Origin of the sequence: Paenibacillus xanthanilyticus (assembly GCF_042682185.1) — a bacterium.
In the GTDB taxonomy this organism is placed as follows: Bacteria; Bacillota; Bacilli; order Paenibacillales; family Paenibacillaceae; genus Paenibacillus_Z; species Paenibacillus_Z xanthanilyticus.
The window spans coordinates 2804984-2828906 of record NZ_JBHUHA010000001.1; the positions used below are offsets into that span (position 1 = coordinate 2804984).

Below are 23923 nucleotides of genomic sequence, written 5' to 3' on the forward strand. Positions count from 1 at the left end.
CTAACGCAGTGCTCGGAGCGTGTCATGCAACTAGACTTGAATAAGAGCTTTTAAAACACGCTTCACGGCATCTTTGGCCGCTTCCTCGATCGAAGAGCCGTTTGTCACCTCGATTGGCAAAAAGGCCTGACCAATGATTTCTTGCGCGATCGCTTGGTCGTTGTCGTTCGCGGCGCTGGACGACACTACTGCAAGAAGTCCCGCATCGTTCAGCAAGGTGGCATAAGCCGCGGTTTGCCGCACCGATTCTCCAGACTGGTTATGAAGAAGCATCGTATGATAGCCGCTTGCCACCAACCGTTTTTCGACTTCCTTCGCAATCGCCGTGTTGTCTACGGAAGATCCCTTAAGCCAGATCGTTAATGGCTGCTGACCTTTTTGCTGGGCACGAACCTCTCGGGTAACCTCCGTATCCGTACGGACGACCTGGTTAGCGCTTTGAAGAGCCTCGTCAATGACGCCGCAAGCGGATGTCATATTCGTGACACGATCGATGAGAATAAAACCGCCGATGCTTTTATTTCGATCGAACGCGTCAAACACAATGCCGTCCGATAACGAAAATTCACATTTCGCCAATTCATTCTTAACCAGATGGTCGGCCGAAACCGTGCTGCCGGTATTAATATCGATTTTATAATTGATGGCCGTTACCGTACCGGGAAGAACCTTCGTGCCGACCTTCACGAGCACGTTTTTGCCCGGCGTCAGGACAGAATCGTCCATCCACAGAATCGTGGCGCTGAAGCTGTCCGCTTCTTGAATCTGATCGTCCTTCGTAAACACGCAGCCGCGTGAAACGTCGACTTCCCGATCCAATTGAATCGTGACAGGTTGTCCGGCATGAGCCGCATTGCGGTCTTGATCGGTGACTAAAATACGTTTGACGTTCGCCTTCTCACGGCTAGGCAGAATGGTCAGTTCATCGCCAACCGCGATGCTGCCGGCTTCAACCTGGCCTTGGAATCCGCGGAATGTGTGATCCGGCCGGCATACCCGTTGAATAGGCATCATAAACGGCTTATCGTCGTCGCTTGCATGAACATCGACATTCTCCAAATACGGCAGCAAAGGAAGACCCTCATACCAAGGCGTATTCGGCGATTTCGTCGTAATATTGTCCCCTTCTGTCGCCGAAACCGGAATCACCTGAATGCTCTCAAACCGGAATTCGGTCGTGATGCGGGCGAATTCTTCTTTGATGGCATCGAATTTCTTCGTGTCGAAATCCACCAAATCCATTTTGTTCACGGCCAACACCAGATGTTTGATCCCCATGAGGGCGCAAATCCGGGTATGGCGTTTCGTTTGCGTAATGATCCCTTTGGTGGCGTCCACCAGAATAACGGCAAGATCCGCAAAGGATGCGCCCACGGCCATGTTGCGCGTATATTCTTCATGCCCCGGCGTGTCCGCTACGATGAACGAACGGTGATCCGTCGTAAAATATCGATACGCCACATCAATCGTGATCCCCTGCTCGCGTTCCGCAAGCAGTCCGTCAAGAAGCAAGGAATAGTCGATTTTGCCGCCGCGGCTGCCCAGCCTGCTGTCCAGCTCGAGCGCTCTCTCCTGGTCGGCGAACAAGAGCTTCGCCTCATACAGCATATGGCCGATCAAGGTGGATTTGCCGTCATCGACGCTTCCGCACGTAATAAATTTAAGCAGACTCTTCATCTTAGAAATAGCCCTCCCGTTTACGTCTTTCCATGCTTCCCGCTTCTTCCTGGTCAATCACCCGCGTTGTCCGTTCGGAGGATACCGCGCCGAGCGTCTCCTCGATGATCGCATCCAGCGTGTCCGCCTCGGATTCGGCGCCGCCAGTCAACGGATAGCAGCCTAAGGTGCGGAACCGCATCTTCTTCATCTCAATCTTCTCATGGGACTCGAGCTTCATCCGCTCATCATCCACCATGATCATCTGGCCATCGCGAACGACGACAGGCCGTTCTTTCGCAAAGTAGAGGGGGACAATATCAATGTTCTCTCTGCGAATGTATTGCCAGATATCTTTTTCCGTCCAGTTGGAAATCGGGAAGACGCGAATGCTTTCGCCTTTATTGATTCGGGTGTTGAACAGCTTCCACATTTCTGGCCGCTGATTCTTCGGATCCCAGGCATGATTCTTATTACGGAAGGAGAAAATCCGCTCTTTCGCGCGCGACTTCTCTTCATCACGTCTTCCGCCGCCGAAGGCAGCCGTAAATCCGTACTTATCCAAGCCTTGCTTCAGGGCTTGGGTTTTCATAATATCCGTGTAGGAGGAGCCGTGCTCGAACGGGTTGATGCCTTGCTCGATTCCTTCCTGATTGGAGTGAACCAGCATTTTGATGCCGAACTCTTTCGCCTTGCGGTCGCGGAATTCAATCATCTCTTTAAACTTCCACGTCGTATCGATATGCAGGAAAGGAAATGGCGGCTTCTCCGGATAAAATGCTTTCAGCGCCAAATGCAGCATCACAGAGCTATCCTTACCGATGGAGTACAGCATGACGGGATTTTCGCATTCCGCCGCTACTTCTCGAATAATGTAAATCGCTTCCGCTTCGAGTTGATCCAGATGTGTGGTTGCATCTATGGAATCAAGCGTCAATTTGTCCATGAAAAGTGCCTCCCTTTAATCCTTACTAAATCTATAGACTATATCCTATATCGTATCAGATTTTCACTTTTTAGCAAAGTGGAATAAACAATTTCTTGTATTTTTCGAGGATGTGATTTTATCGAAAAGCGGGGACGAAACCGCCCCAAAGTCTGCCTAAACATAATTCCATTTTAGGAAAAAGCATGGGCGAAATCGAAAAGACAACGGCGGCGTTCAGATCACCCGAAGGTCAGCGCTAGCCCAAGTCGTTGGTAACACCATTAGATTCATTATGCAGATAAAAAGTACCATGTACAATAACCGCCTCTTTGAAAACGACAATTCACCCCCTCTATCCTGCGTCTTCGAACGACAAAAACCGTCAAGTCAGCTCGACTTGACGGTCCTGTTCGGTTCGGAATAGCCGTTCTCCCCTTCTACTGAAAAACAAATCTCAGCTCCGCCGTGAACTGCTTGCTTGTCCTCGGTTTGGCGATCAGCTGGAGGCGATAATAGCGCTCCTGCACTCCATAATGGTTCGCGAACATCCGCTCCTCCACAGCCGCCTCGAACACGCCCGCCTCATATTCCAGGATGGCCGTGTGCCGCGTGCCTGCAAGCGTGATTCGGCCGTCCGCGAGAATCCGCGGCTGGCAGCGGGTGACGATGCATTCCGTAATTGGCTTGGCATATTCTGCGAATTCGTACGTATCGATCAGCGTCAGCTGCGGAGGACTAGACTTGACCCAATGGAAGCTTCGTTGAAGCGAAGCTAATCCGCTGGATGGGTAACAAGCCGCCAGCTCGAGGACGAAGCGGTCTTCCAGCTCGCTCGTCGACGCTTCGAGCACAACCGCGCGGCTCGCCGCGCCGGACGCCTGAAGACGTCCGTCGATCGTCGGGAGCGAGTGCCCGTGGGCACCGGCGCAATCGTACGCGTATCGGTCCGCGCCGAAATACCCCGCCGTATATTCGCCGCAGCCTAGATCCGCGGCATAGGCCGGATCGTCATCCGCGAGCAGGATGAAATGCCCGACGTCGTTATGATTGTGCGGCTCGTCATTCGTGCCGCCCTTGGCCGCGAAGCCGAACGTCCCGGCATCGGCCGCGCGGCGCGAGATCATCCATTGCGCGTCAGACAAATACCAACTGCCCGGCTGCCAGTCCGCGCCTCTTGGCGCTTCCGGCCGAAACCAGATCACATTCCGCAGCGCCGGGGCGAAGCGCGCGCAATGATCGTCCAGGAAGGCGGCCCGGACCGCGAGAGGCGGATGCTCCATGTCCTCGTACACGGCGGCCAAATAATCCGAGAGCCCCAGGTGGACGTTGACGCGCGGCATCGCATCCGAGAAATTGGCGGGCCGGTTGCCCGACAGGTAGCACTGCTGTTGGAACAGCGCAATCCGCTTCACTTTCCCATCCTCGAACAAGTCCGCGCGCCCGTCCGTCGCGCGGCGCAGCAGATCGGCGAAATAGACATAGTAGCCGAAGCCATAATTCCAGTACCCGGGTCCTTCCAGACAAGCGCCGTCTTCACCGAAGCCGGACAAATAATGATTCATCGTGCCGACCGCCTTCGCGCACATCGCCGCTCTTCGGGCCGCGTCGGGCTCGATCAGCAGCGCGGCCGCCCCGATGGATCCGGCGCACACGGCCGCCCAGTTATGGTCCGCCGTCTCCCAATGATAGGGACCGCGGCCCAAGTACGGGTCGAATAGGCGGCGGTTTACTTGCGCCTTCATCGCGTCCGAGAGCTCCCGCGGCAGCCGCTGGCCGGTCAGCGCCGCGACTTCGCTCAGCGCGAAGCCCGTCTCGGCCGCGAACAGGTCGATGGCGCGGTCGACCGACTGTCCTTGCATATGCGCGGGCAGGCACCACGTCGTTTCGTCCAGGATGGATGCGATGATTTCTTCTAAGTGCTGCGCGTAGGAAGGCTCCTCCGGGAAAAGCAAATTCAGCAGCGCGAAGGTCGTCAGACGGCGGCGCCGCTCGAAATAGACGCCCTCGTACGCCAGCCGGTTCCCAGTCGCCTCGAACAGGCCGTACAGCTCCTGCGTCAGTTCGGGGATCGGCCGATCCGCAAGCCTTCTTCCTTCCTCCAGCAGCTCCTGCTTCATCTCGTCATAGCTCGGAGATGCCCCGATCGCGGCCCAATCGATACGCCCGCCCCATGCCGAGCTCGCATAGAGCCTGCTTGCAGGCATGGGCTGACTTTCCAACCACCCTTGCAGCTGCTCCTGCTCCCAATGAAAACGATGCATGTTAACGCAATGCCGCGGCAGCCACGTATACATACCGCTCGAACCGCGCCATGACATGGCTCTTCTGCGTCGGATACCGATCGTACAGATAGTCGACGAAATAACCCGGGTGCTCCGAGTTGCCGGCGAACATATCGTAATGCAGCGGAATGACGGTATCGAATCCGGCCGCGACCGCGAGCTCCGCCGCTTCCCGGTAATTCATATTGCCCACGATATCCATCGCATTGCGGAACGGGTCGCGCCCGTTGATGGGCAGCAAGCCCAGCTCGATCGATTCGGCTTGCAGCGCTTCGATCAACCCGGGGTAGACGATCGTATCTCCGGCGTGGTATAGGGTCACGCCGTTCAGTTCGATCACGTAACTTACGAACCGATGGTCGAGTTCAGGATCATACTCCAGCTCCTCATGCGCGGCGGGCAGCGGCTTGATCCGGAAGCCCGGGCCCTCCCACCACGCATTCGTCTGAGCGCCGATCAGCTTGTCCGGTTGAACGCCGAGCCCCAGCATCGTATCCCGGCAATATCCCGGCGCCATATATACCGTGTCGCCATGCGTCTTGGCCAGCGCCGCGATCGTATCCGAATCCAAATGATCCATATGCTCGTGGGTAATCAATACATAGTGCGCGTTCGTCATGTGTTCCGGCGTCATCGGCGGCTCGAAGGCCCGATGCGGCGACGGGGACAAGTACGGGTCAATGTAGATGACCGTATCCCCTCCTTTCACGACGATGCTGCATTGGCCCAAAAACCAGATCGCCAGCATACCATGCGGTACGCGAGTCTCGTCAATCTCGCGGATCAGCGCTTCTCCGATCCGTGTATGCGGTTTGTTCGTCATAACCCTATCCCTCCGTTGATGTGCAGCTCGGTGCCGGTCACTTGGCTTGATTCATCCGATAATAAATAGACGGCGCCATACCCGATATCCTCCGGCGTCTGCATGCGGCCGGAAGGAATATGAGACGCTGCCCGCTTCCGCAGCTCCGCCGGGCTAACGCCATTGCTTTGGTGAAGTTCGATCTCCCCATCCGAGGCCACCCAGCCGACGGTAATCCAGTTCGAGCGAATGCGGTCTTCGCCGTAATGGGCCGCAATGTGGCGGTTCAACGTCAGCATGGCCCCCTTGGAACTGGAATACGCGGCCAAATCCTTCGGGCCTTTGTAGCCGTTCGTCGAGCCGATATGAACGATGGAGCCTCCGCCGGATTGCCGCATCGCCTGGATGGCATGCTTAGAACAGAAGAAGGCGCCCTTGATATTGACGGCAAAAATCGAGTCGAACAGCTCCTCCGTCGTATCCGTCATGGAGCCTCGCGGGAATATGCCCGCGTTGTTGACCAGCCCGTCGAGTCGGCCGTACCGGTGCACCGCCTCCTCGATGAGCTGCTTGCATGCGGCTTCCCGGCTGATGTCCCCTTGAACGAACACCGCCTCTCCATGATAGGACGCTTCAATCTCCCGGACGACGCGCGCGCCGTCCTCTTCATTCCTCCCGCCAAGCACTATCGTAGCACCCTCTTGCGCGCACAACAATGCGATTCCTTTGCCGATGCCCTTCGTCCCGCCCGTGATGACGATGACTTTGCCCTTCAGCCGGCTTCCCACGCTTTCCGCCACCTTTCTATGTACGCTCGCTTTGCAATCGCTCTACCATCAACTACCCGTTATCGCGGATGACGAACAGGAGCCCTCACCATTCCGCCACCGTTCCGTCCGCATGTCTCCACAGCGGATTCCGCCAGCGATGACCAGTTTGCGCCATTTTGCGAACAACGTCCTCATCCACCGCTATCCCTAAGCCGGGGCCGCTCGGAATCCGGACATGCCCGTCGTGGTAGTCGAATACGGTGGGGTCTGTCAAATAATCCAGCAGGTCGTTGTTCGCGTTGTAATGAATGCCCAAGCTCTGCTCCTGAATCACGGCATTATAGGCGGTCGCGTCGACCTGCAGACAGGCGGCGAGCGCAATCGGTCCAAGCGGGCAGTGCGGCGCCACGGCGACATCGTAGGCTTCCGCCATCGCGAAAATTTTCTTGCATTCCGTAATGCCGCCCGCATGCGACAAATCCGGCTGGATAATATCCACGTACCCGCTCTGCAGCAGCGCCTTGAAATCCCATCGGGAGAACATCCGCTCGCCGGTCGCGATCGGCGTGCTCGTATGCATCGCGATATCCCGAAGCGCCTCATTGTGCTCCGGCAGCACGGGCTCTTCGATAAACATAAGCCGGTAAGGTTCGAGCGCCTTGGCCAGCGCCTTCGCCATCGGCTTATGGACGCGCCCGTGAAAATCGACGCCGATGCCGAAATGCGGCCCCGCCGACGCCCGAATGGCAGCTACCCGTTCCACCACCCGATCGAGCTTCTCGTAGGAATCGATGAACTGCAGTTCTTCCGTGGCATTCATCTTCACGGCGGTGAAGCCCGCCTGCTTCTTCTCCAGCGCCGCCCGGCCTACATCGTCGGGGCGGTCCCCGCCGATCCACGAATAGACGCGCATCGTATCGCGGCAAGCCCCGCCGAGCAATTCATGAATCGGCGCATTGTAATATTTCCCTTTGATATCCCACAGCGCCTGGTCGATGCCGGCGATCGCGCTCATGAGAATGGCGCCGCCCCGGTAGAAGCCGCCGCGGTACATCACCTGCCAATGGTCCTCGATGCGCAATGGATTGCGGCCGATCAACGCGTCCATGAGCTCGTCCACGGCGGCTTGAACGGTATGCGCTTTGCCCTCCACGATCGGTTCGCCCCACCCTACGATCCCCTCATCCGTTTCGATCTTCAGGAACAGCCAGCGCGGCGGTACGATAAACGTCTCGTAGCTTTTGATTTTCATCGCCTGATCATCACCTTCGTCTTTTCTCAATTAAACGCTTTCATTATAGTCCCTCCCTTACTATTTGTTTGTCGCATTATACAGCAGAACGGCACTTATTTTGTCGACTCTCTAGCGGATCATTCTACTTTCTACTATCAGCGGTACCTCGAATTGGGCCATCGGTTCAGGCAAAGCAACCATGCTGATCACCCGGAGTTTTCATAGCATATCCTATTCTAGCAGTGGGGAGTGAGACGCTTGAGAAAAAGAGTACAAGCAAAGGCTATCGTGCGGGGCGGGATTGATTTCAGTCAGCAGTACGGCAATCGGAATGAAATACAGTTCGTGCATTGCGGCGGGGCTCCGCAATCCAGCTTCGACGTGGACGCCATCCCGAACCTGACCCAAGTTACGTTGGTTCGGGGAAACACCCGCGTGAAGGTCATTGTACGCGAGTCCGAAGGAACGTTCGAGTGTAACTACAACGCGTTTGATGCCAGTCCGAATGTCGTTCAACAGCTGCGGCTTAGAAGCGGAGCGAGATACGCCTTCACGTATGACAGTGTGGCGAAGATCATCCGAATTCGAAGAAAACCGGTCTCGACGGAGCGCGTGCTTGTCATTCCCGACCAGACCTATACCTTCAATCAGATCGGCATCGGCGATGGACTGAAAGAACAGCTTGGTTACAACTTGGCGGACCAGACCTCGATCTCGGTACGAGGCGGGGGCTCGAGCAAACAGCTGCGCGTCAAAACGATCGCAGCGGGCTTCGACGAGCTATTCCGATACGAAATCCGGCTCCATCCCCAAAATTTCAATTTGTTCGGGCTTGGCAACCAGCAAGGCGTGTTTTTCGTTGCTTACGATCAAATCGACCGCATTCTTCGATTCGGCCGGAAAACCGTCCTAAAGAAGAGAATTGCCTCTCGCAAGCGTAAAAAATAAGGCAGTCTAGTTCCATCCGATTCACAAAAGGGGAGCGACTGCCGCGGCGGCCTGCTCCCTAACCCGTTGAGACAGGGGAGCGAGAATCGCCAGGGCCCGCGCTTGAACCGCCGAACTACCGCCGAACTATCCGTTCATAGACGCTGTCGATATCGTCTCGCATCCGTTGAATAAGGCGAATCTATGGATACAATGGTCCACGGCTGTTCGCAATGGCTTGGTTGGCTTGATGTCGTTCTCGTACCAGATGTTTTTAACTACGAGCGTCCCGGATTTTCGCTCCGCGATTACCTCGGCTCGTCCGATGAAGCGTTCCCCGTATAGGAGCGGCAGCACATAATAGCCGAATTTCCGTTTGGCTGCAGGTATGTAAATCTCCCAGGTGTAATCGAATCCGAACAATTCGCGGATCAATTTCCGGTCCCACATGAAGTTATCGAGCGGGGCAATCAGCTCGCAGCGCCATTTGGGCGTAGGATCTTGCAGGACGGTTTCAATAAGCGGCAAGTCCTCCACGCGGCAATAAAGGGGATCCTTCAGATGTTCCACGGCAACAGCCACAATGCGAGCTTCGTGCAGCAATTGGCGGAATACCTCGTTGCGCTGCTCCGCTTTCAGTCCCCATATGTTCAGCAAGGCATCGGATGCGCGATTCCACAGCAGGCCAACGGCGCCGATTCGGCGCAGTACCCGCCACTTGTAATGGTCAAGCTCGCTCTCCAGCGGCTCCGGGGCATTCAGCAGATCCGGCGGGACGTGCTTCTCCGCGATATCGTAATATTTGCGCGTTCCTTTTTTGTGATGGATAATCAATTCGCCTGTCGAGTACATCTGCTCCAGCACCGACCGGGAGGAATTGTTGCCCCCGCTCCAGTGGATGGCCGATTGCCAAGCGAATTGACCGTCCAACGTTAGATCATCCGAACTTAGCACACCGTGATTGCGGATATGGGCTCGTACCTGCTCGATCAACGCTTCCATTTCGGGATAGCGCTCGGCATGCTGCCTCGCGGCCTGCCTGTACCGCTCAAAATACGGCCAGTCCTCAACGGGGATAATGGCCAAATTTTTGTCGGGATAATCGACCAGCATTCGATCTTGATACAGCAGTTCGGCGAGCATGTTCTTCGTAAATCCGTTGATTCGCGACTGCAGCACCAGCTCGGCGTTTTTTCCGCACACATCGATGGGATCGTATTGAATGCAGCCGACCTGCCGCACGAAATCCATGACGCCCTGCTTTCCGGTAAAACGATAGTCGCCCAACAACCCGTGCTTCAATAGCAGAAATTGCCGTGCCTGGCGGTTGGTCAATTGGATCCTATCCACCATTCCGATTCCCCCTTCGTCATTGGAAAACACACCCAACAAACACATGTTCCCGTAAAATGTTACCATTTGCTTGCGCACAAACACAAGAGCTATTGCGCCTTTCTTCCCCGAAACTTGATTTCGTCCCCGCGTTAACCAAACAAAAAAAGCCCCGATGATGAGGCGGGGGCCGTAATCCAAAGCTCAGCATGTGCAGCTGCGGACAAGTTATGATAGCGAATAGACTTTGTATTCTCCGTTACCGGATGAATATCGCAATAGGTTGCCGTCATGGGGGATTCCTTCAAAATAAGCGCCGATGCAGCCTGTCGTGCATCTGTGTCCGGATATGAATATATTTTTACCGCTGTTTCCATGCCTAGCCTGCAGCTCCTCCAGAAAGGAGAAGATTCGATGGATAAAGTTGGGGATCTCCTCCACTCCTTTATAGATCTTGGCGTCCGGCACGATGCCGTTCATGCGGACTTCGTCTCTTTTTAACAGATCGGCCTCGCCCAAATCAAATACATCTAGTCGGTTGTCTATCACGGGTGTCATGCCCGTAGCGATTTCTGCGGTTTGGATCGCTCTTTCTTGAGGAGAGGCATAGATGAAATCGAATGTTATAGGTTCAAGTCTCTCTCTCAGCAGCTTGGCTTGCTCGACTCCCGTATCATTTAGGGGCAGCCCCCTCCTGCCTTGAAGCTTTCCTTCTTTGTTTAGATTCGTTTGACCATGGCGTACGACATAAATCAAGCGAAAGCCCTCCTTGGTCTATCATTTCCCCCAATATACCACAAATTGGAACAAGATAGATCACCGCGGCGGCTGATGCCCTTTCCTTCACGCGCCAGATTCAGTGAGCGCTGCGGCCGCTGCGGCCGCTTCTTGATAGGCTTTCTGCAACACGACGCTTCGATCCCAAACCGCATTCCCCTGCGCAACGAAGCACCTCATCCGTTTGTGACAACCATGCATCCTTTACGCGAATGGCGTTGTAATACTGCTGCCAAGAGTTGGGAAACATAGGGGTAAAGGAGCTGACACCATGAATGGCGAACAGAAAAAAGAACTGGATCACATTATTCAAAGCTACCGCGAGACGAACCTGGACTCCATCCACTATTGGTTAAAATACTCTGCCTTGGATTCGTGGCAATTCTGGCTGACGGTTGTTTTGCTGATCGTTCCGCTCGTGATTCTCTACTTCAAGTTAGACCGCAGGCGGGTGTATCAGATCGGCTTTTACGGTTTTGCCATTCATGTGCTTGGCCTCTATGTAGACGCTATCGGTACGAACTATGGGTTCTGGTCCTATCCGTACAAAACGATCCCGGCATTGCCCACCAGCTTCACGCTGACCAGCTCCATGATCCCTGTTGGATTCATGCTGATGTACCAGTGGCAGTCCGGCAAACGGATCAATTATTATCTGTGCGCGGCTGGCGTGTCCGCGGTATTCGTTTTTATTATCCATCCGATCCTCATGTGGCTGGATCTGTTTAACATGTATCGCGGCTTCAACTACGGGATCATGTTCGTGAATTACTTTACGGGCTCTGTCTTGGCTAAGCTCGTGCTAGATGCCTTCGTCAAACTCAACCAGCAGGATGACACGAGGAGAATCCGCTATACCCCTTCCTACAAAGCTAGCGGCGGACGTGCGCGGCACTGAACGATCGGTGCGATCGACAGCTTTCCCCGTACATGCCGTGTGGGCACGATTTTGATTAAAAGAACAAGCAGCCGGTCCAATTTGATCGGCTGCTTGTTTTTTGTATGGAGTTAGCCTTCCTACGTTAGCGCAATGACTGATCATATCTTTCAATTTTCTCGTTCATACGCGCTAACACTTGATTCATCTCTTCTATTTTGGTTAGCAGTTGCTTACGCTGCTCGGCTAGAAGTTCTCTCCGTGCGCCTATGGTATCATCACCTTGCTGATAAAGCCCCGCGTACTCAATTAAACCTTCAATGGGAAGACCGATACCTCGCATACATTTTACATGTTCGACCCATCTGCAGTCTTCTTCCGTATAATCCCTGATTCCGCTTTTATTACGATTTACACGTGGTATAACCCCGATGCGCTCGTAATAACGGAGTGTATCCGGCGATATGTCGTATTTTTCGCTAACTTCTGCAATGAGCATTGGAGTTTTTCACCGTCCCTATCAATTAAATCCGACATTAAATCCATATACAGGGTGAGGTACATATGACGCTTCCAGAAACGAAATTTCTTCTGGCGTTAACGCAATCGCAAGCGCTGCTGCTGCATCTTCGAGATGCGATATTTTCGTAGCGCCGATAATGGGGGCTGTTACTGGTTCTTTCTGCAGTATCCAGGCAAGCGCGATCTGAGCACGGGGAACACCGCGTTTTTCCGCAATGGCCGCCACTCGCTCTACAACTAATCGATCGGTGTCTGCAGTCGCATCATATTTGGCTTTTTGAACCTGATCGGTTTCAGAACGGGTCGTTGTTTCCGACCAATCGCGTGTCAATCTTCCTGATGCGAGCGGACTAAACGGAATTACGCCAATTTTATCTTCCTTACAAAGCGGCAGCATTTCCCTCTCATCTTCACGATAAATAAGGTTATAATGGTTCTGCATCGATACAAATCGGGTCCAGCCATTTTTCTCGGCGGCATGCTGCGCCTTCATAAACTGCCATACATACATAACGGAAGCGCCAATGTACCTGGCTTTACCAGCCTTCACAACATCATGAAGAGCTTCCATCGTTTCTTCGATGGGCGTATTGGGATCCCATCGATGAATTTGGTACAAGTCCACATAATCGGTTCCTAGTCTCTTGAGGCTCTTATCAATTTCACTCATAATTGCCTTTCGTGAAAGACCGGCACCATTAGGACCGGCATGCATACGTGAATAAACCTTTGTCGCAATGACAATTTCATCTCGATGCGCATAATCCTTAAGCACCCGGCCAACAATCTCTTCGCTTGTCCCTCCAGCATATACATTCGCCGTGTCAAAAAAATTGATCCCCAGTTCAAGAGCCTTTCTTATGACCGGCCGACTATGCTCCTCATCAAGCACCCATTGATGCAACCCCTGAGCTGCCCTACCAAACCCCATACAGCCCAGACAAAGGCGAGATACATCTAACCCGGTATTTCCAAGCTTCGTATATTCCATTTCGTCAATGCCTCTCATTCCCTTTGGTTTGTTGTGAAACATGATCTTGAAGCTGATATTCGATATTATTGCATTTGGAGTTCACTCCAAGTCAATCGCTTTTGTAATCCTTAGTTGAGCGTCTTTAACGTAAACTGCCGAAATTATATTTCATATTAAACCACCTATTGGAGGTCAACTGCCGGTTCCTTCAATGAACAGCGGCAGCCGATCTGTGACCGGCTGCCGCTGTATTCATTTAGCAATAGTTCCCCCGTTAGCGCTATAAGAAATGCAGTCGGTCTGTGTGGCCGGCTGCTGCTTTGTCGGTGTCGAATTCGGGGGTGCCGTTATCTTAGTGCGTATATCGTTCTGTTTAGAACAGTATTCCAAGGTCGCGATTCAATTAACTTCATGCCGTTACTTTTACAAGTTTCCGCGATCCAATTATTATAGGACGTGCTTATTTCCGCTCTGAATTCTTGAAGTTCGCCGCCTTCTCTTGCTAAATAATTCTGTACGATTTGATTTTTGTCGGATTCCTGGATAAATATCGATTTCACTTCTGCACGATCGAAAGATGCTGCCAGCTCGGGCGAAATAAAATCACCTTCAATAATAATCGGTACGTTATCCTCAATATGCCTTTTTGCGATTTCTTTTAATACGGGAACCATTTCCTTGCTTACATCAATCAACCAATTTACATTACCGTTCACCCCAAGATCTTTCCAATCACTACCGCTATCAAAATAATGAATGGCCGGAAAATGATCCCTTGTTGTCACTGTTTTTACGGATAGGTGAACATCATCCACCTCCATCACATTCACACCATAATGTCGGCCAATTTCATAAGCAATACTTGATTTACCTATTCCGGATGCTCCACCAACAAATAACACGGTCCAGTTCCTATCGTCATTTTTCATCTTTTCAACCCCTTTTGAAGCCGCCGATCGCACCGAATAGCTCTCCAAATCTAATAAAACTATACAAACTTGATATTAACATAATTGGGATTATCCTACCCGTTCGTTCAGTTCCGCGGCCCCTATCAAGAGCACGATTGACATCCTCCTGACCAACATATCGTCGTAAAGCAGCGATGTACCTCCAACAACCTTGCACATCCGTTGGCCATCTGCCGCATGCAAAAACAGCCGATCATAATCGGCTGCCATCGTGTCTTTATTTAACTAACTTTCTTGCGTGAATTGATAACGACTATAAATACGTTAACCATGGTAATCCTTCTCCGTACAAGTCATCAATTGCTTCAATGATTGGCTTTTCAGTGGCATCGTAAGCCGCGGCGATGTTTTCAATCTGATGATCAACGTCGATTTGTCGAGTACCCGGAACGGCTTCATGTCGGCGTGAGAGGATGGCAACTTAAATTCATGCTTCCATAGCGGCCCTTCGATGCTACCTACGTGCTTGCGGAGAATAAGGGAAGTCAATGTTGGCTAAATTATCATTTTCATAGAATACTCGTACGATTCGTTCACCATTAATCATTTTCTCGTAAATGGCTGCTGCTTCGACCTCATTGGAAGGAGCCGCAAATACGCGCTCATGATAAATTTCACCGATTGACCCCAGCAAGTGGCGTTCCCCTTCATTCAGCTCCAATTGCGGGATACCGTCTGCGAGATCACCGAACTGCCCGATAGCCCTACGACAAAAAGGAGCAGCTGCACAGCGGGCAAACTGCTCCTGGATGGCTTCGAGCCATAGTCCCCCGCTAGCCATCCATGCCCTCACGGGCATCATAGAATTCGTGCTGCCTTTTTGGGTCTGAGCTAAGTGCAATTTTCGGGGCAGCTCTATGGTCTTTAGGGTAACACTGGTCCTCCTAAGGTTTTGGGGTTCCGTTTATCTTCTCGAAGTACGGGGCAATTTTGGAGGCAAGCTGTTCAAACTGCTGCTGCTCTTCTTTGGTCAACTTCTCCTCATGTCTGATCCCATTTTCATCGGTGATCTTCAGCTTTAATTGCATCAACTGCTTGCTCAGTTCCATATACGTCTTGAATTCGTCTTCCGTGAGCTTGCTTTTGGCTTTCTGCAGCGCTTCTTCAATTTCTTGATAATCTTCCTGCGTACCACCGTGCTGTTCAATGGTCGCAGAAGAACCGAAAATCTCATCGGCCAGATAGGGAGCAGCAACTACGGCAGAAGGAATCAGGATTGCTGCCGCGACAATGCCTGCCAGGAGGCGTTTTTTCATAGGAGATCGACCTCTCTTTTCGTGTACATAATGTTGATAGGACTGTTGGACACGTCCATATAGATCGGGTGGGCAGCGCATGGAATCTGCCGCCTGACGGAGTCCTTCACGCAATTCCTTGTCAATGGACATACGCGTCGCCTCCCGTCATTTCGTAACGTTTCCGGAGTTCTTTCATCGCCAAATGATGCCTGGATTTCACGGTGCCCACGGGGATCTGCAGCATGTCTGCGATTTCTTCCAGCGCATAGTCGTGAAAATAGCGCAGGATAACGACCACGCGTAGTTTGTACGACAATTGACGGACAAGGTTGAACAGATCGTGCTGCATTTCGGACTGCAGGACGGCTCTATCCGTCCACTCGAGCGGTTCGCAAGTCAGCTGGCGGTTCCGTTCAAATAGGCGAATGCGCCGCCAGGCTTTTCTTTTCCAATCCTGGACCTGACGTATGATGATCCCGTGCAGCCAATACCGGAACGGCCGGTTCGGGTCGTACGTGTGAAACGAGCGCCACATGCGCATGTAAATTTCATTCACGATATCCTCAATGTCCGGTTTGTTGTAAACGAGAAAAGCAACCGTTCGATAGACGTCTTGATGAGTCGCCTGATAGACGAGCTGGAAAGCCGATTCGTCGCCTAACGTTGCTTGTTCAAGCCACGAAAGTAAATCTTTATCATTCATGGGGGCCCCTCCCTGACGTGTTACACCCCTTAATTCGCTCTCGCGGGGAAAAAGGTTCAGTACGCGAATAAAATTATTTATGAATATACTCGATGGGAATGCTCCAGGTAAATCGCCAAACAGCCAACCGCCGGTTTCCCGGTTGCTGGCTGTTTTGCTTAGCTGGTATTAAATGTGCGTTCACAGTCGCTAAAGGCCTTGTTTTCAATGATACTCCCACAAACTTATCCCTTTGAACCTTTACCATTCCACCACTTTCAAATTACACTAACCTGTTACTTCAACGAGCAAAGGAGCAGCACCGCGGCGGCCTGCTCCCTGTTCTGGTTGAGCTATCGTTCTCAATTAGCGCAATGGCAATGTCTTGATTAAGCTACAGTTCTCCGTTCGTATTTATGAGCTGTGCTCTTCGCTTACGGGCTTTGCCACTTCACTTCTGCTCTTCCAATCCCGCTCTGTCCATTGTCAGGCAACACTTTTATCTCCATCTTCCCAGGCACTTCATGAATCTCGGTTACTATTGGTTCGGACGAACCGAGGAATAGGATGGTAAGGCAGAGGGTAACAGTAAGAACAAGGGCGAGAGCCAGAAATAATATCCACTTGGGCGGCTTCGTCACGCCTTTCATCATAAAAAAAGCACCTCCTAAAGTAGACTATTGCAAAACTCCCCCTCTTTTGTGTTGGTCTCCCATTAGTCAACACTACTGCTTTTCATTAACCCGTGAAACCATCTGGGATAAATTGTATCAGATGAGAACCATAAATCCATCTATTAAGTTGCGTTAAACTCCCTCTATGGAGAATCGCTTTCCTCTTAAATACGCTTGTTTTCTTAGATTTTGAACGTTTTTCTTCCGTACGAAACAATAACTGAATGGAACAAGGTTGTAGAAGATGCAGAATATGAGGCGGAGAAAGTAAAAAGAGCATACCCACCCAGACCACTGGCTTAAAAAAAGTGGTCGATCTGGAGATTTATGGTCGCACCTTTGGATCTCCACATTGCCTCATGGAGGTCAACCCTCCCATGTCTCACAGAGTCTTCGCTCCCACATTCCTTCATTCAACCTGTCCATGAGGTGGAGGTCGGATATGCTGCCCGGCAGGATCTTCGTCCGCATGATAGTTCTGTTCCGACTCATCCGTGCTTCAATTGTTTGTACCTTTGTTACGCTAACGTTCGTCTTCTAAGAAATGCATGAATTTAAGCTGCTAACGAAACTTCCCTAAACTGAGGGATATCCTGCAACATCTTTACTTCACTGAACGGATGACCTTTTTTCAAGACACCAAAGAGAATTCGAATCAGCTTGCCGCAAAGCGCAATGAGCGACTGCATCTTTTTTAATGGGTTATCTGGCCGTTTGGTGTAATACTGATGCAAGGCCTTAAACGCTCGGTTCTTTGCCACAAGCGGCATCATCACGCGAAATAGCAGCGCTCGCAGTCGCTTACGACCTCGCTTCGTGATCTTGGTTTGACCCTTGTGTTTACCGGACGTGTTTTCTTTGAGGTTTAAGCCTGCAAGCTTAATGATCTGTTTGGGATGCCGGTAACGTTCAATGTCGCCAATTTCAGAGAGGAAACCGGCTATACTGTCCCGGCCAATTCCTTTAATGGCCAGTAGTTGCTTCACCTGTGGGATTTGTCCCAAAAGCTCATCCAGCCTTGCCTCAAGCTCTTCAAACTTACTCTCAAGCAACTCGTACTGCGTTAACAACAACCTCAGTTCGAGTTTTGCAAGTGCGGTCCCTTCTCGTATACCAACAGAACGGCTTGCCGCTGCTTTCAGACCTCTCATTTGTTCGATGCCGAGACCTCGCTTGGCAACCTTTCTGAGATGACTCAGCAAGGCTTCCTCAGACTCCAAAACCAGCTCATGTGGCAACAAACAAAGACTGAGTATTTGACGTGCGGACTTGCATTCCCAATCCTTAAACACCGTGAGAAACTCTGGGAAGTACCGATCTAACCAGTTATGGACGCGGCCTTGCACTACGCGCGAGTCAGTAGACAGATGATCGCGAATTTTCATCGCTTCCCTTAGTTCGGCATAGATGCCCCGGGGAAGGTTAGGTACGGCGTATCTTCCGTCTTTGACGAGCTGCGCGATGACTTTAGCATCTTTGATGTCGTTCTTGGTTGGCGAATTGTCATCCAACTCTTTGCTTTTCTTTACGTGGAGCGGATTAACCACAGCGCACGTAACGTGCAGCTCGCTTAGAAAATGGGCCAGGTTCAGCCAGTAGTGACCGGTCGGTTCCATCCCAACGATGACGTCCTGGAATCCTTGCTCCGTCGCAATCTTTCTGAACCAGCCAACGAACATTTCAAAGCCTTCACGGTTGTTCTCAAACGTAATAGGCTTCCCGAACTCGACTCCGCGGTAGTCTTGTGCTCGAGCGACATGTTTGAATTTAGCGATGTCCACACCGATAATTAAGGTAGATGAAGTGATTTGATTAATGCGTTCATTTTGAGTAGAATTCATCTTGTAGTCTCCTTGGTTTGTTTTTGGATCCGGTCGCTGGCCAGCATCGTGGACCCATTAACATCATACCAAGGAGTCTTTTTCATTCTCAAACCTCGTATTTCTTCATAATAGGAATGCTGCCCGTTCGTTCAACAAAAACAGCCGATCGTGCTGACCGGCTGCCGCTGCGAGGATATTCAGCTATCGTGCCAGCTAGGGCATCATAGGACGCCGATCAATCCCATCGGCAGCCTCAATGAAAATCCACTGCATCCTTTCCCATCAAAGGAGAGCGTTGCATTAATTTCTTCATGATCCATCCGTCGTCTTGAGTTCCCTCCGCCATATGCTTACATGCAAGCTCTATAAGTCCTGCCCACCATAATGGTGTAAGAAGCTCCCATTCTTCGGGGTCAAGTGGCGACACTTCATGGTACCCATATACAACTTCATCATACTTCCCTCGCCATGAGAGAGCGAAATCTCCTATTCGATGATCCCAATGAGCTAGTTCGAAATCAAGTATCCCAGAAAGCTTACCCTCTCGGAAGCGTAAGTTCCACGGCGTAAAATCACCATGTATGATGATGCCGCTTCTATTCCGAAGCTGCAGACCCTTTATCCGCTCGCGTGCCCGGTTAAGGTGCCATCGCAAAATACGAACTTCATCCGACTTCTCTCTTTCGTTTTTAGTTAATATTCGGTCTATTGTCGGATCATCGAGAATCTCTTCGCAGCGTCGCCACGGTTTACGTTGCCCGAATCCGCGAAGTCCCGATAAATCCGCATGGAATTGAGCCATGAGTCGTCCACGTGCTCGCTGCTCCGCTATCGGATTTTCGATGGATGGTGGATCGCCTTGAAGATATGGAAAGAGGCTCCATATTTGTTCGCCCAAGACCACAGGTCCTTCAATTACAGGAGCAACTGGATACCCAAGTGCAGCAATACTTTTGAGCAGCCGCACCTCATATTCGATATCATCCGCGTCCTTAGACCATAGCCGTAATACAAGGGATTCCCCCCTACAGTGTACAAGCCAATGCTGATTAGTCCTTCCGCCTAGGGAAGTGATCACTTGGCAACCGAAATGGTCCAACACCTCATCACTCGGAAAATTACTGAACATCTTAGCTAGCAAATAATATTCCCCCCCTCTAATTTTGTGCGCTATAAAATTCATATTGTTGCGATAGGGTGCCACTCCAGCAAAAGACACTATTTATTTTTCGGCTTGTAGTCAATCGACAAGGACTGATGGCCTTCGTTCAGCGAGATATCGATTATAGACCCTGACCTAAGTTCAAGCAAGAAACCTTGCTCCACGGCATGAAAGGCTTGAATATCCTTTCTGCTTTTCATTTCTGCTAATGCTTCTTCATAGAACGCCGTGAATGCTTTTTCATTCGCATAGGTGGAGTAAAAAGGTGAACAGCCATCCTCTTTTCCCTTAAGAACCGTTCTACTCGGTAGTGGGATTGATAGATGCGATAGTTCCTCGCTATCGTCGCAGGTATAAACCTTGTTGGAGAACAAATAGCTTTTCACATAACTGTTGAAATCCCAATTCCAATAGTAAAATCCACCTAAAACAACCAGAGGTGTTGTGAGAAGCAGCGCTTTTGGGATCGCAGCGAAGCCCTTCATTTTCCCAACAATCGCAAGAATGACCATCCAAGCGACTAACAGAAAACCGCTATAAACGTAATAGAGAATATTCCCCGCCATGCGATCCCCCTTTTGTAAAATAAAAAACTTCCGCAGCGGCAAATTGTTCATTCCATTCATGATACCTGCGCTCCCCGTGCCAGAGGAAGAGAAGAATGCGATCGTGACGCTCCACTACTATAAGCCATTCCGATTGACCCATCAAGGAGCGGAATAGACGGGGCGGAAACAAGTACGACCAAGCCGCCGCTTGGGGCAAAGAACAAGGCCGCCCTCATTGAGCCCCTAGCGCGCCCTTAGTGATTCATGATACCGGGGCTGCCTGCATGGTCCAAACCATCTTTCGTCACGCGAATAATTCCGACCGCTCCCTTGGAAGCATCATTGAACTGGTGCGTGACCATGGGATAATCGCCTTCCTCCAGAACGCGAAACTCCACCACGGCGCCCCCGCTGGCCGGAAGCAGTACGGTTTGCATGCCATAGAGCGGGTTGCGCGGATTGCCGTCAAGATACACCTGATCGAACAAGGTGCCCACCACATGGAACGAGGATACATGATTCGGCCCCAGATTATTCACATACAAGCGAACGGTATCTCCGACCTTGGCGAGCAGAGGTTGATCTTGCAGCGCGAAGGCGCTGCCGTTAAACACGACATATCGGGCGGCGCCATCCTCGAAATCTTGATAGTCATTCTCCGCGTACCATTCATTCTGCGTGACCACGTACGCCCGATCGACTTCAGCGTCCGACGGATAGCCATCCCGCGGTTCAACGATAATGGTACCGTGCATGCCATTGGCGATATGCAGAAGTACAGGAGCCGTGCCGCAATGATACATAAATACGCCAGGCGACATGGCTTTATAAGTGAAGCGACCTGTTTCATTCGGGCGCACATCAATGAATTTCTTGCTTGGCGCCGCGTGCACCGCGTGAAAGTCCATCGAATGCGGCATATAAGGATCAATATTGCGCAGCGTAAAGTGAATCGTATCGCCTTCCTTTACCCGAAGCACGGGACCCGGTGCCGTTCCATTGAACGTCCACGCGTTATAGAAGACGCCTTTGGCGATTTCGACATCCGTTACCTGAGCCGTCAAACCGATATACACATCGGTTCCGATCCGCTGAATAACAGGTTCAACTGGCGGCTGATTCAACTTCTGCACGTCTTCGTCCATCTTCGCCGGCTCCGTGCTGCGGGCGGAGATCCTATCCGGATGATATTGGAAGACCGGCGTGCAGCCGGACAAACCCAATGAAATCGTAATGAAGAGAGCTAACGTCATCCTTCCAAATCGCCTGTTCATTCCCCTTACCTCCAACCACGAGAGAATTGTATCGCCGGATTACATGCTTACTATAACCGGAGAACGAGCGAGATAAAGTGACGGAGAACACAACTTGGACTTCGCCAAGAAACGCTGACATCCGTATCTCTCCCGATATGGAATTTTCGTGATCTGGCGCACAGTAAGCATGGGCTAATTTCTCTATAGTTATCGTCAGGGATTGGCGACATCTATTGGAAGGGGATTTCGACCGTGGATCATAATCGACAACGCATCGTGATCATTGGCGGAGGCATTACGGGCTTGAGCGCAGCCTATGAGCTTATTACGTCCGCCTCCCCGAATGGTCCTCTGGATATTACGTTGCTGGAAAGCAGCGATCAACTAGGAGGGGCCATTCAAACCTTACGCAGGGATGGCTTTATTATCGAGAAGGGGCCCGATTCCTTTCTCTTCCGAAAGCCGGCCGTCGTGCGGTTATGCAAGGAGCTGGGATTGGAGAAGGACTTGGTGGCGATGAACCCTGCTTCTTCGAAAAGCTTCATTTATTTGAACAAGCGGCTGCTTCCGATGCCGGAGGGCTTATCCTTCGGCATCCCTACCCGAGTAGGGCCTTTTATAAAGACCGATGTCCTATCGATCAAGGGCAAGGCCAGGGCGGCAATGGATTTCCTCTTGCCCCGGCGGGCGGCAGCGGGCGACGAATCGCTCGGTTCGTTAATTAATCGGAGACTGGGATCGGAAGTGGCTGACCATCTGGTCGGTCCGGTCTTGGCGGGGATCTATGCCGGCGATCTGAACCAGCTGAGTACGGCCGCCACTTTCCCTCAGATGGCCGTCATGGAACGGGAGCATCGCAGCCTTATTCTAGGGATGCTGGCCTCTCGGAGAGCCGCGAAGGGGACAAAACCGAATGCCGATCTGCAAGGGCTGCCCGAAGGATTGAGGAACAGCATGTTCTTATCGTTGCGGAAAGGTCTTATGATGCTTGTCGAGAAGCTGACGGATGTGCTGGCATCCTCCGGCGTTCGGATCGTCACCAATTGCGAGGTTCGTCGGATCGCGCATGTCTCGGAAGGTTACCAGATCATGACGGCGGGAAGGGATTATTCGGCGGATCGGATCGTCCTCGCCGTACCCGCCGAGCAGGCGAGAGCCATGCTGGGGGAGCATCTGTCCGACCCGCTGGAGGAGGCGCTCGTCTCCGTGCCTGGCGTTTCGGTCGTGAACGTGGCGATGGCTTTTAACGAGTCGGATATTCCCGCTCTGTTCAAAGGCGCCGGCTTCGTCGTGCCTCGCGATCAAGGGCTGCGAATAACGGCCTGCACCTTAACTTCGCAAAAATGGCCGCACACCGCCGCTCCCGGGAAAGTGTTGGTACGTGCGTATATCGGACATTCAGATGACCAGCAACACGTGGAAGAGGATGATGCGTCTCTAATCGCCGGCGCCTATCGGGAAATAGCCGGCTTGCTATCCATCCAGAACGAACCTCTCTTCAGCGAAATCTCGAGGCATGACGGGTCAATGCCTCAGTACAAACCCGGGCACTTGGATCGCATCGCCAAGTTGGAAGACCAGGTGGCCAAGCTCTATCCTGGCGTCGTCTTGGCGGGCAAATCCTTCCGGGGGGTCGGCATCCCCGATTGTATCCAGCAGGGTCGGGACGCCGCCCAAAAACTCGTCGGTACAGCGCGATAAAAAGCAGAACCCGGGCGCTCTGGCCCGGGTTCTTGGCGGGGCGAGCGGTTAGCCCCCGCTCCCTATCGCTTCTTCCAATTTCGGAGACCTTCCGGATTATGAATGACGAAGCCTCGACGGTCCGCATCCAGAATACGCGCCTTCCGCAGCTGGTTAAGCAAGCGGGTCACGGTCTCCCGCGTCGTCCCGATCACATTGGCGATGTCCTGATGCGTCATCGGGAGCGGAATATGGATTTCGTCCCCTTTCACCGTGCCGTAATACTCCGCCAGCTTTAAGATAAACGAATGCCCTCGGTCTTGGACATCCTGGCCGGTAAGTTCCTGTACTTTCCCCTGCAATTCCTGGATCTTGTCGCTCATGACGTTCATGATTTTGATGGCCATCGATGGCGCTTCCAGCAAGAGGGATTCGAAAGATTTGACGGGTATGGCCAGCAGCACGGTATCCAGCAGCGCTTCGGCCGTTGCCGGATAGGGCTTATTATGGAACAGACCCGTATGCGGGAACATTTCGCCTCGCTTTAGGAACGACATGATTTGCTCGTGCCCGTTTTCATCCGTTTTGAACGTTTTCACGAGTCCTTCTTTAATGAAGTATACGGCCTCTTTGCTCTCGCCTTCATGAAAAATGTATGTTTTTTTATAAAACCGGCGCTCGATGACGACCTGGCCGATACGGAATAATTCATCCTGATTTAATTCTCGGAACATCGGCATGCATTGAAGCAGTTCAACCGTTTCCATCCCCATCGTATCTCCGCCATTTCGTCACGTAATACTTGCTTG

The 23923-nt window shown here is 52.0% G+C and carries 23 protein-coding genes; 3 read left to right on the top strand and 20 right to left on the bottom strand.

Annotated elements, in window-relative coordinates:
* Positions 1–30 precede the first annotated feature (30 nt).
* From ACFSKT_RS11820 to dgoD, 6 genes are all read right to left on the bottom strand, one after another.
* The gene (locus tag ACFSKT_RS11820; RefSeq protein ID WP_377721211.1) at positions 31–1677 is read right to left on the bottom strand and encodes a GTP-binding protein; all 1647 of its coding nucleotides are present in this window, start codon (positions 1675–1677) and stop codon (positions 31–33) included.
* Between the two features lies 1 nt (position 1678).
* Positions 1679–2602: a sulfate adenylyltransferase subunit CysD gene (gene cysD / locus ACFSKT_RS11825; protein ID WP_377721212.1), complete on the bottom strand. Its 924-nt coding sequence runs from the start codon at positions 2600–2602 to the stop codon at positions 1679–1681.
* Between the two features lie 419 nt (positions 2603–3021).
* Positions 3022–4788, bottom strand: a complete 1767-nt coding sequence (locus tag ACFSKT_RS11830; protein WP_377721213.1) for a hypothetical protein — start codon at positions 4786–4788, stop codon at positions 3022–3024.
* A 58-nt stretch (positions 4789–4846) separates the two neighbouring features.
* Positions 4847–5689 (bottom strand): MBL fold metallo-hydrolase, encoded by an 843-nt coding sequence (locus ACFSKT_RS11835; RefSeq protein WP_377721214.1) that lies wholly within the window; start codon positions 5687–5689, stop codon positions 4847–4849.
* Positions 5686–6456, bottom strand: a complete 771-nt coding sequence (locus ACFSKT_RS11840) for an SDR family NAD(P)-dependent oxidoreductase (RefSeq protein ID WP_377721215.1) — start codon at positions 6454–6456, stop codon at positions 5686–5688. Before ACFSKT_RS11840 ends, ACFSKT_RS11835 begins: the two co-directional genes overlap by 4 nt.
* 85 nt (positions 6457–6541) lie before the next feature.
* Positions 6542–7690: a galactonate dehydratase gene (gene dgoD, locus ACFSKT_RS11845; RefSeq protein ID WP_377721216.1), complete on the bottom strand. Its 1149-nt coding sequence runs from the start codon at positions 7688–7690 to the stop codon at positions 6542–6544.
* Between the two features lie 240 nt (positions 7691–7930).
* On the opposite strand from dgoD, the gene ACFSKT_RS11850 reads away from it, so the two are divergent.
* Entirely contained in the window at positions 7931–8620 is a 690-nt protein-coding gene (locus ACFSKT_RS11850) for a hypothetical protein (protein WP_377721217.1), read from the top strand.
* 126 nt (positions 8621–8746) lie between these two features.
* On the opposite strand, the gene ACFSKT_RS11855 is transcribed toward ACFSKT_RS11850, so the two are convergent.
* Together ACFSKT_RS11855 and ACFSKT_RS11860 are read right to left on the bottom strand one after the other, a co-directional pair.
* Entirely contained in the window at positions 8747–9952 is a 1206-nt protein-coding gene (locus tag ACFSKT_RS11855) for a winged helix-turn-helix domain-containing protein (protein ID WP_377721218.1), read from the bottom strand.
* A gap of 207 nt (positions 9953–10159) precedes the next feature.
* Positions 10160–10687, bottom strand: a complete 528-nt coding sequence (locus ACFSKT_RS11860; RefSeq protein WP_377721219.1) for a histidine phosphatase family protein — start codon at positions 10685–10687, stop codon at positions 10160–10162.
* A 292-nt stretch (positions 10688–10979) separates the two neighbouring features.
* Between ACFSKT_RS11860 and ACFSKT_RS11865 the strand changes: the two genes are divergently transcribed.
* On the top strand, positions 10980–11606 hold the full coding sequence (locus ACFSKT_RS11865) for a CBO0543 family protein (RefSeq protein WP_377721220.1): 627 nt from the start codon (positions 10980–10982) through the stop codon (positions 11604–11606).
* Positions 11607–11730: 124 nt separating this feature from the next.
* On the opposite strand, the gene ACFSKT_RS11870 is transcribed toward ACFSKT_RS11865, so the two are convergent.
* The 11 genes from ACFSKT_RS11870 to ACFSKT_RS11920 form a co-directional block, all read right to left on the bottom strand.
* Positions 11731–12084, bottom strand: a complete 354-nt coding sequence (locus tag ACFSKT_RS11870) for a MerR family transcriptional regulator (RefSeq protein ID WP_377721221.1) — start codon at positions 12082–12084, stop codon at positions 11731–11733.
* A 21-nt stretch (positions 12085–12105) separates the two neighbouring features.
* Positions 12106–13098 carry an aldo/keto reductase gene (locus ACFSKT_RS11875; protein WP_377721222.1) on the bottom strand — a complete coding sequence of 331 codons (993 nt, stop codon included), beginning with the start codon at positions 13096–13098 and terminating at the stop codon, positions 12106–12108.
* A 329-nt stretch (positions 13099–13427) separates the two neighbouring features.
* Positions 13428–14009 carry a hypothetical protein gene (locus ACFSKT_RS11880; protein WP_377721223.1) on the bottom strand — a complete coding sequence of 194 codons (582 nt, stop codon included), beginning with the start codon at positions 14007–14009 and terminating at the stop codon, positions 13428–13430.
* Positions 14010–14505: 496 nt separating this feature from the next.
* A complete protein-coding gene (locus ACFSKT_RS11885; RefSeq protein ID WP_377721224.1) occupies positions 14506–14832 on the bottom strand; it encodes a hypothetical protein in 327 nt (108 codons plus the stop codon).
* 103 nt (positions 14833–14935) lie between these two features.
* The gene (locus ACFSKT_RS11890; RefSeq protein ID WP_377721225.1) at positions 14936–15439 is read right to left on the bottom strand and encodes a DUF3600 domain-containing protein; all 504 of its coding nucleotides are present in this window, start codon (positions 15437–15439) and stop codon (positions 14936–14938) included.
* A complete protein-coding gene (locus tag ACFSKT_RS11895; protein ID WP_377721226.1) occupies positions 15429–15992 on the bottom strand; it encodes a sigma-70 family RNA polymerase sigma factor in 564 nt (187 codons plus the stop codon). Before ACFSKT_RS11895 ends, ACFSKT_RS11890 begins: the two co-directional genes overlap by 11 nt.
* Before the next feature lie 413 nt (positions 15993–16405).
* Positions 16406–16624, bottom strand: a complete 219-nt coding sequence (locus ACFSKT_RS11900) for a hypothetical protein (protein ID WP_377721227.1) — start codon at positions 16622–16624, stop codon at positions 16406–16408.
* A gap of 575 nt (positions 16625–17199) precedes the next feature.
* Entirely contained in the window at positions 17200–18486 is a 1287-nt protein-coding gene (locus tag ACFSKT_RS11905; RefSeq protein WP_377721228.1) for an IS110 family RNA-guided transposase, read from the bottom strand.
* Positions 18487–18721: 235 nt separating this feature from the next.
* A complete protein-coding gene (locus ACFSKT_RS11910) occupies positions 18722–19609 on the bottom strand; it encodes a phosphotransferase enzyme family protein (protein ID WP_377721229.1) in 888 nt (295 codons plus the stop codon).
* 77 nt (positions 19610–19686) lie between these two features.
* Positions 19687–20256 carry a hypothetical protein gene (locus tag ACFSKT_RS11915; RefSeq protein WP_377721230.1) on the bottom strand — a complete coding sequence of 190 codons (570 nt, stop codon included), beginning with the start codon at positions 20254–20256 and terminating at the stop codon, positions 19687–19689.
* Between the two features lie 176 nt (positions 20257–20432).
* Positions 20433–21452, bottom strand: coding sequence for a multicopper oxidase domain-containing protein (locus ACFSKT_RS11920; protein ID WP_377721231.1), 1020 nt, complete (start codon positions 21450–21452; stop codon positions 20433–20435).
* 234 nt (positions 21453–21686) lie between these two features.
* On the opposite strand from ACFSKT_RS11920, the gene hemG reads away from it, so the two are divergent.
* Positions 21687–23135 carry a protoporphyrinogen oxidase gene (hemG, locus tag ACFSKT_RS11925; RefSeq protein WP_377721232.1) on the top strand — a complete coding sequence of 483 codons (1449 nt, stop codon included), beginning with the start codon at positions 21687–21689 and terminating at the stop codon, positions 23133–23135.
* A gap of 62 nt (positions 23136–23197) precedes the next feature.
* Here the strand turns inward: hemG and ACFSKT_RS11930 are convergent, their stop codons facing one another.
* Positions 23198–23881 carry a Crp/Fnr family transcriptional regulator gene (locus tag ACFSKT_RS11930; protein ID WP_377721233.1) on the bottom strand — a complete coding sequence of 228 codons (684 nt, stop codon included), beginning with the start codon at positions 23879–23881 and terminating at the stop codon, positions 23198–23200.
* Between the last annotated feature and the right edge of the window lie 42 nt (positions 23882–23923).

Coding starts and splice junctions, on each gene's coding strand:
- cysD (WP_377721212.1), bottom strand. CDS start 2,602: ATGGACAAATTGACGCTTGATTCCATAGATGCAACCACACATCTGGAT.
- ACFSKT_RS11885 (WP_377721224.1), bottom strand. CDS start 14,832: ATGGCTAGCGGGGGACTATGGCTCGAAGCCATCCAGGAGCAGTTTGCC.
- ACFSKT_RS11865 (WP_377721220.1), top strand. CDS start 10,980: ATGAATGGCGAACAGAAAAAAGAACTGGATCACATTATTCAAAGCTAC.
- ACFSKT_RS11880 (WP_377721223.1), bottom strand. CDS start 14,009: ATGAAAAATGACGATAGGAACTGGACCGTGTTATTTGTTGGTGGAGCA.
- ACFSKT_RS11920 (WP_377721231.1), bottom strand. CDS start 21,452: ATGAACAGGCGATTTGGAAGGATGACGTTAGCTCTCTTCATTACGATT.
- ACFSKT_RS11870 (WP_377721221.1), bottom strand. CDS start 12,084: ATGCTCATTGCAGAAGTTAGCGAAAAATACGACATATCGCCGGATACA.
- ACFSKT_RS11875 (WP_377721222.1), bottom strand. CDS start 13,098: ATGGAATATACGAAGCTTGGAAATACCGGGTTAGATGTATCTCGCCTT.
- ACFSKT_RS11890 (WP_377721225.1), bottom strand. CDS start 15,439: ATGTCCATTGACAAGGAATTGCGTGAAGGACTCCGTCAGGCGGCAGAT.
- ACFSKT_RS11830 (WP_377721213.1), bottom strand. CDS start 4,788: ATGCCTGCAAGCAGGCTCTATGCGAGCTCGGCATGGGGCGGGCGTATC.
- ACFSKT_RS11820 (WP_377721211.1), bottom strand. CDS start 1,677: ATGAAGAGTCTGCTTAAATTTATTACGTGCGGAAGCGTCGATGACGGC.
- ACFSKT_RS11895 (WP_377721226.1), bottom strand. CDS start 15,992: ATGAATGATAAAGATTTACTTTCGTGGCTTGAACAAGCAACGTTAGGC.
- ACFSKT_RS11915 (WP_377721230.1), bottom strand. CDS start 20,256: ATGAATGGAATGAACAATTTGCCGCTGCGGAAGTTTTTTATTTTACAA.
- dgoD (WP_377721216.1), bottom strand. CDS start 7,690: ATGAAAATCAAAAGCTACGAGACGTTTATCGTACCGCCGCGCTGGCTG.
- ACFSKT_RS11905 (WP_377721228.1), bottom strand. CDS start 18,486: ATGAATTCTACTCAAAATGAACGCATTAATCAAATCACTTCATCTACC.
- ACFSKT_RS11835 (WP_377721214.1), bottom strand. CDS start 5,689: ATGACGAACAAACCGCATACACGGATCGGAGAAGCGCTGATCCGCGAG.
- ACFSKT_RS11900 (WP_377721227.1), bottom strand. CDS start 16,624: ATGATGAAAGGCGTGACGAAGCCGCCCAAGTGGATATTATTTCTGGCT.
- ACFSKT_RS11930 (WP_377721233.1), bottom strand. CDS start 23,881: ATGGAAACGGTTGAACTGCTTCAATGCATGCCGATGTTCCGAGAATTA.
- ACFSKT_RS11855 (WP_377721218.1), bottom strand. CDS start 9,952: ATGGTGGATAGGATCCAATTGACCAACCGCCAGGCACGGCAATTTCTG.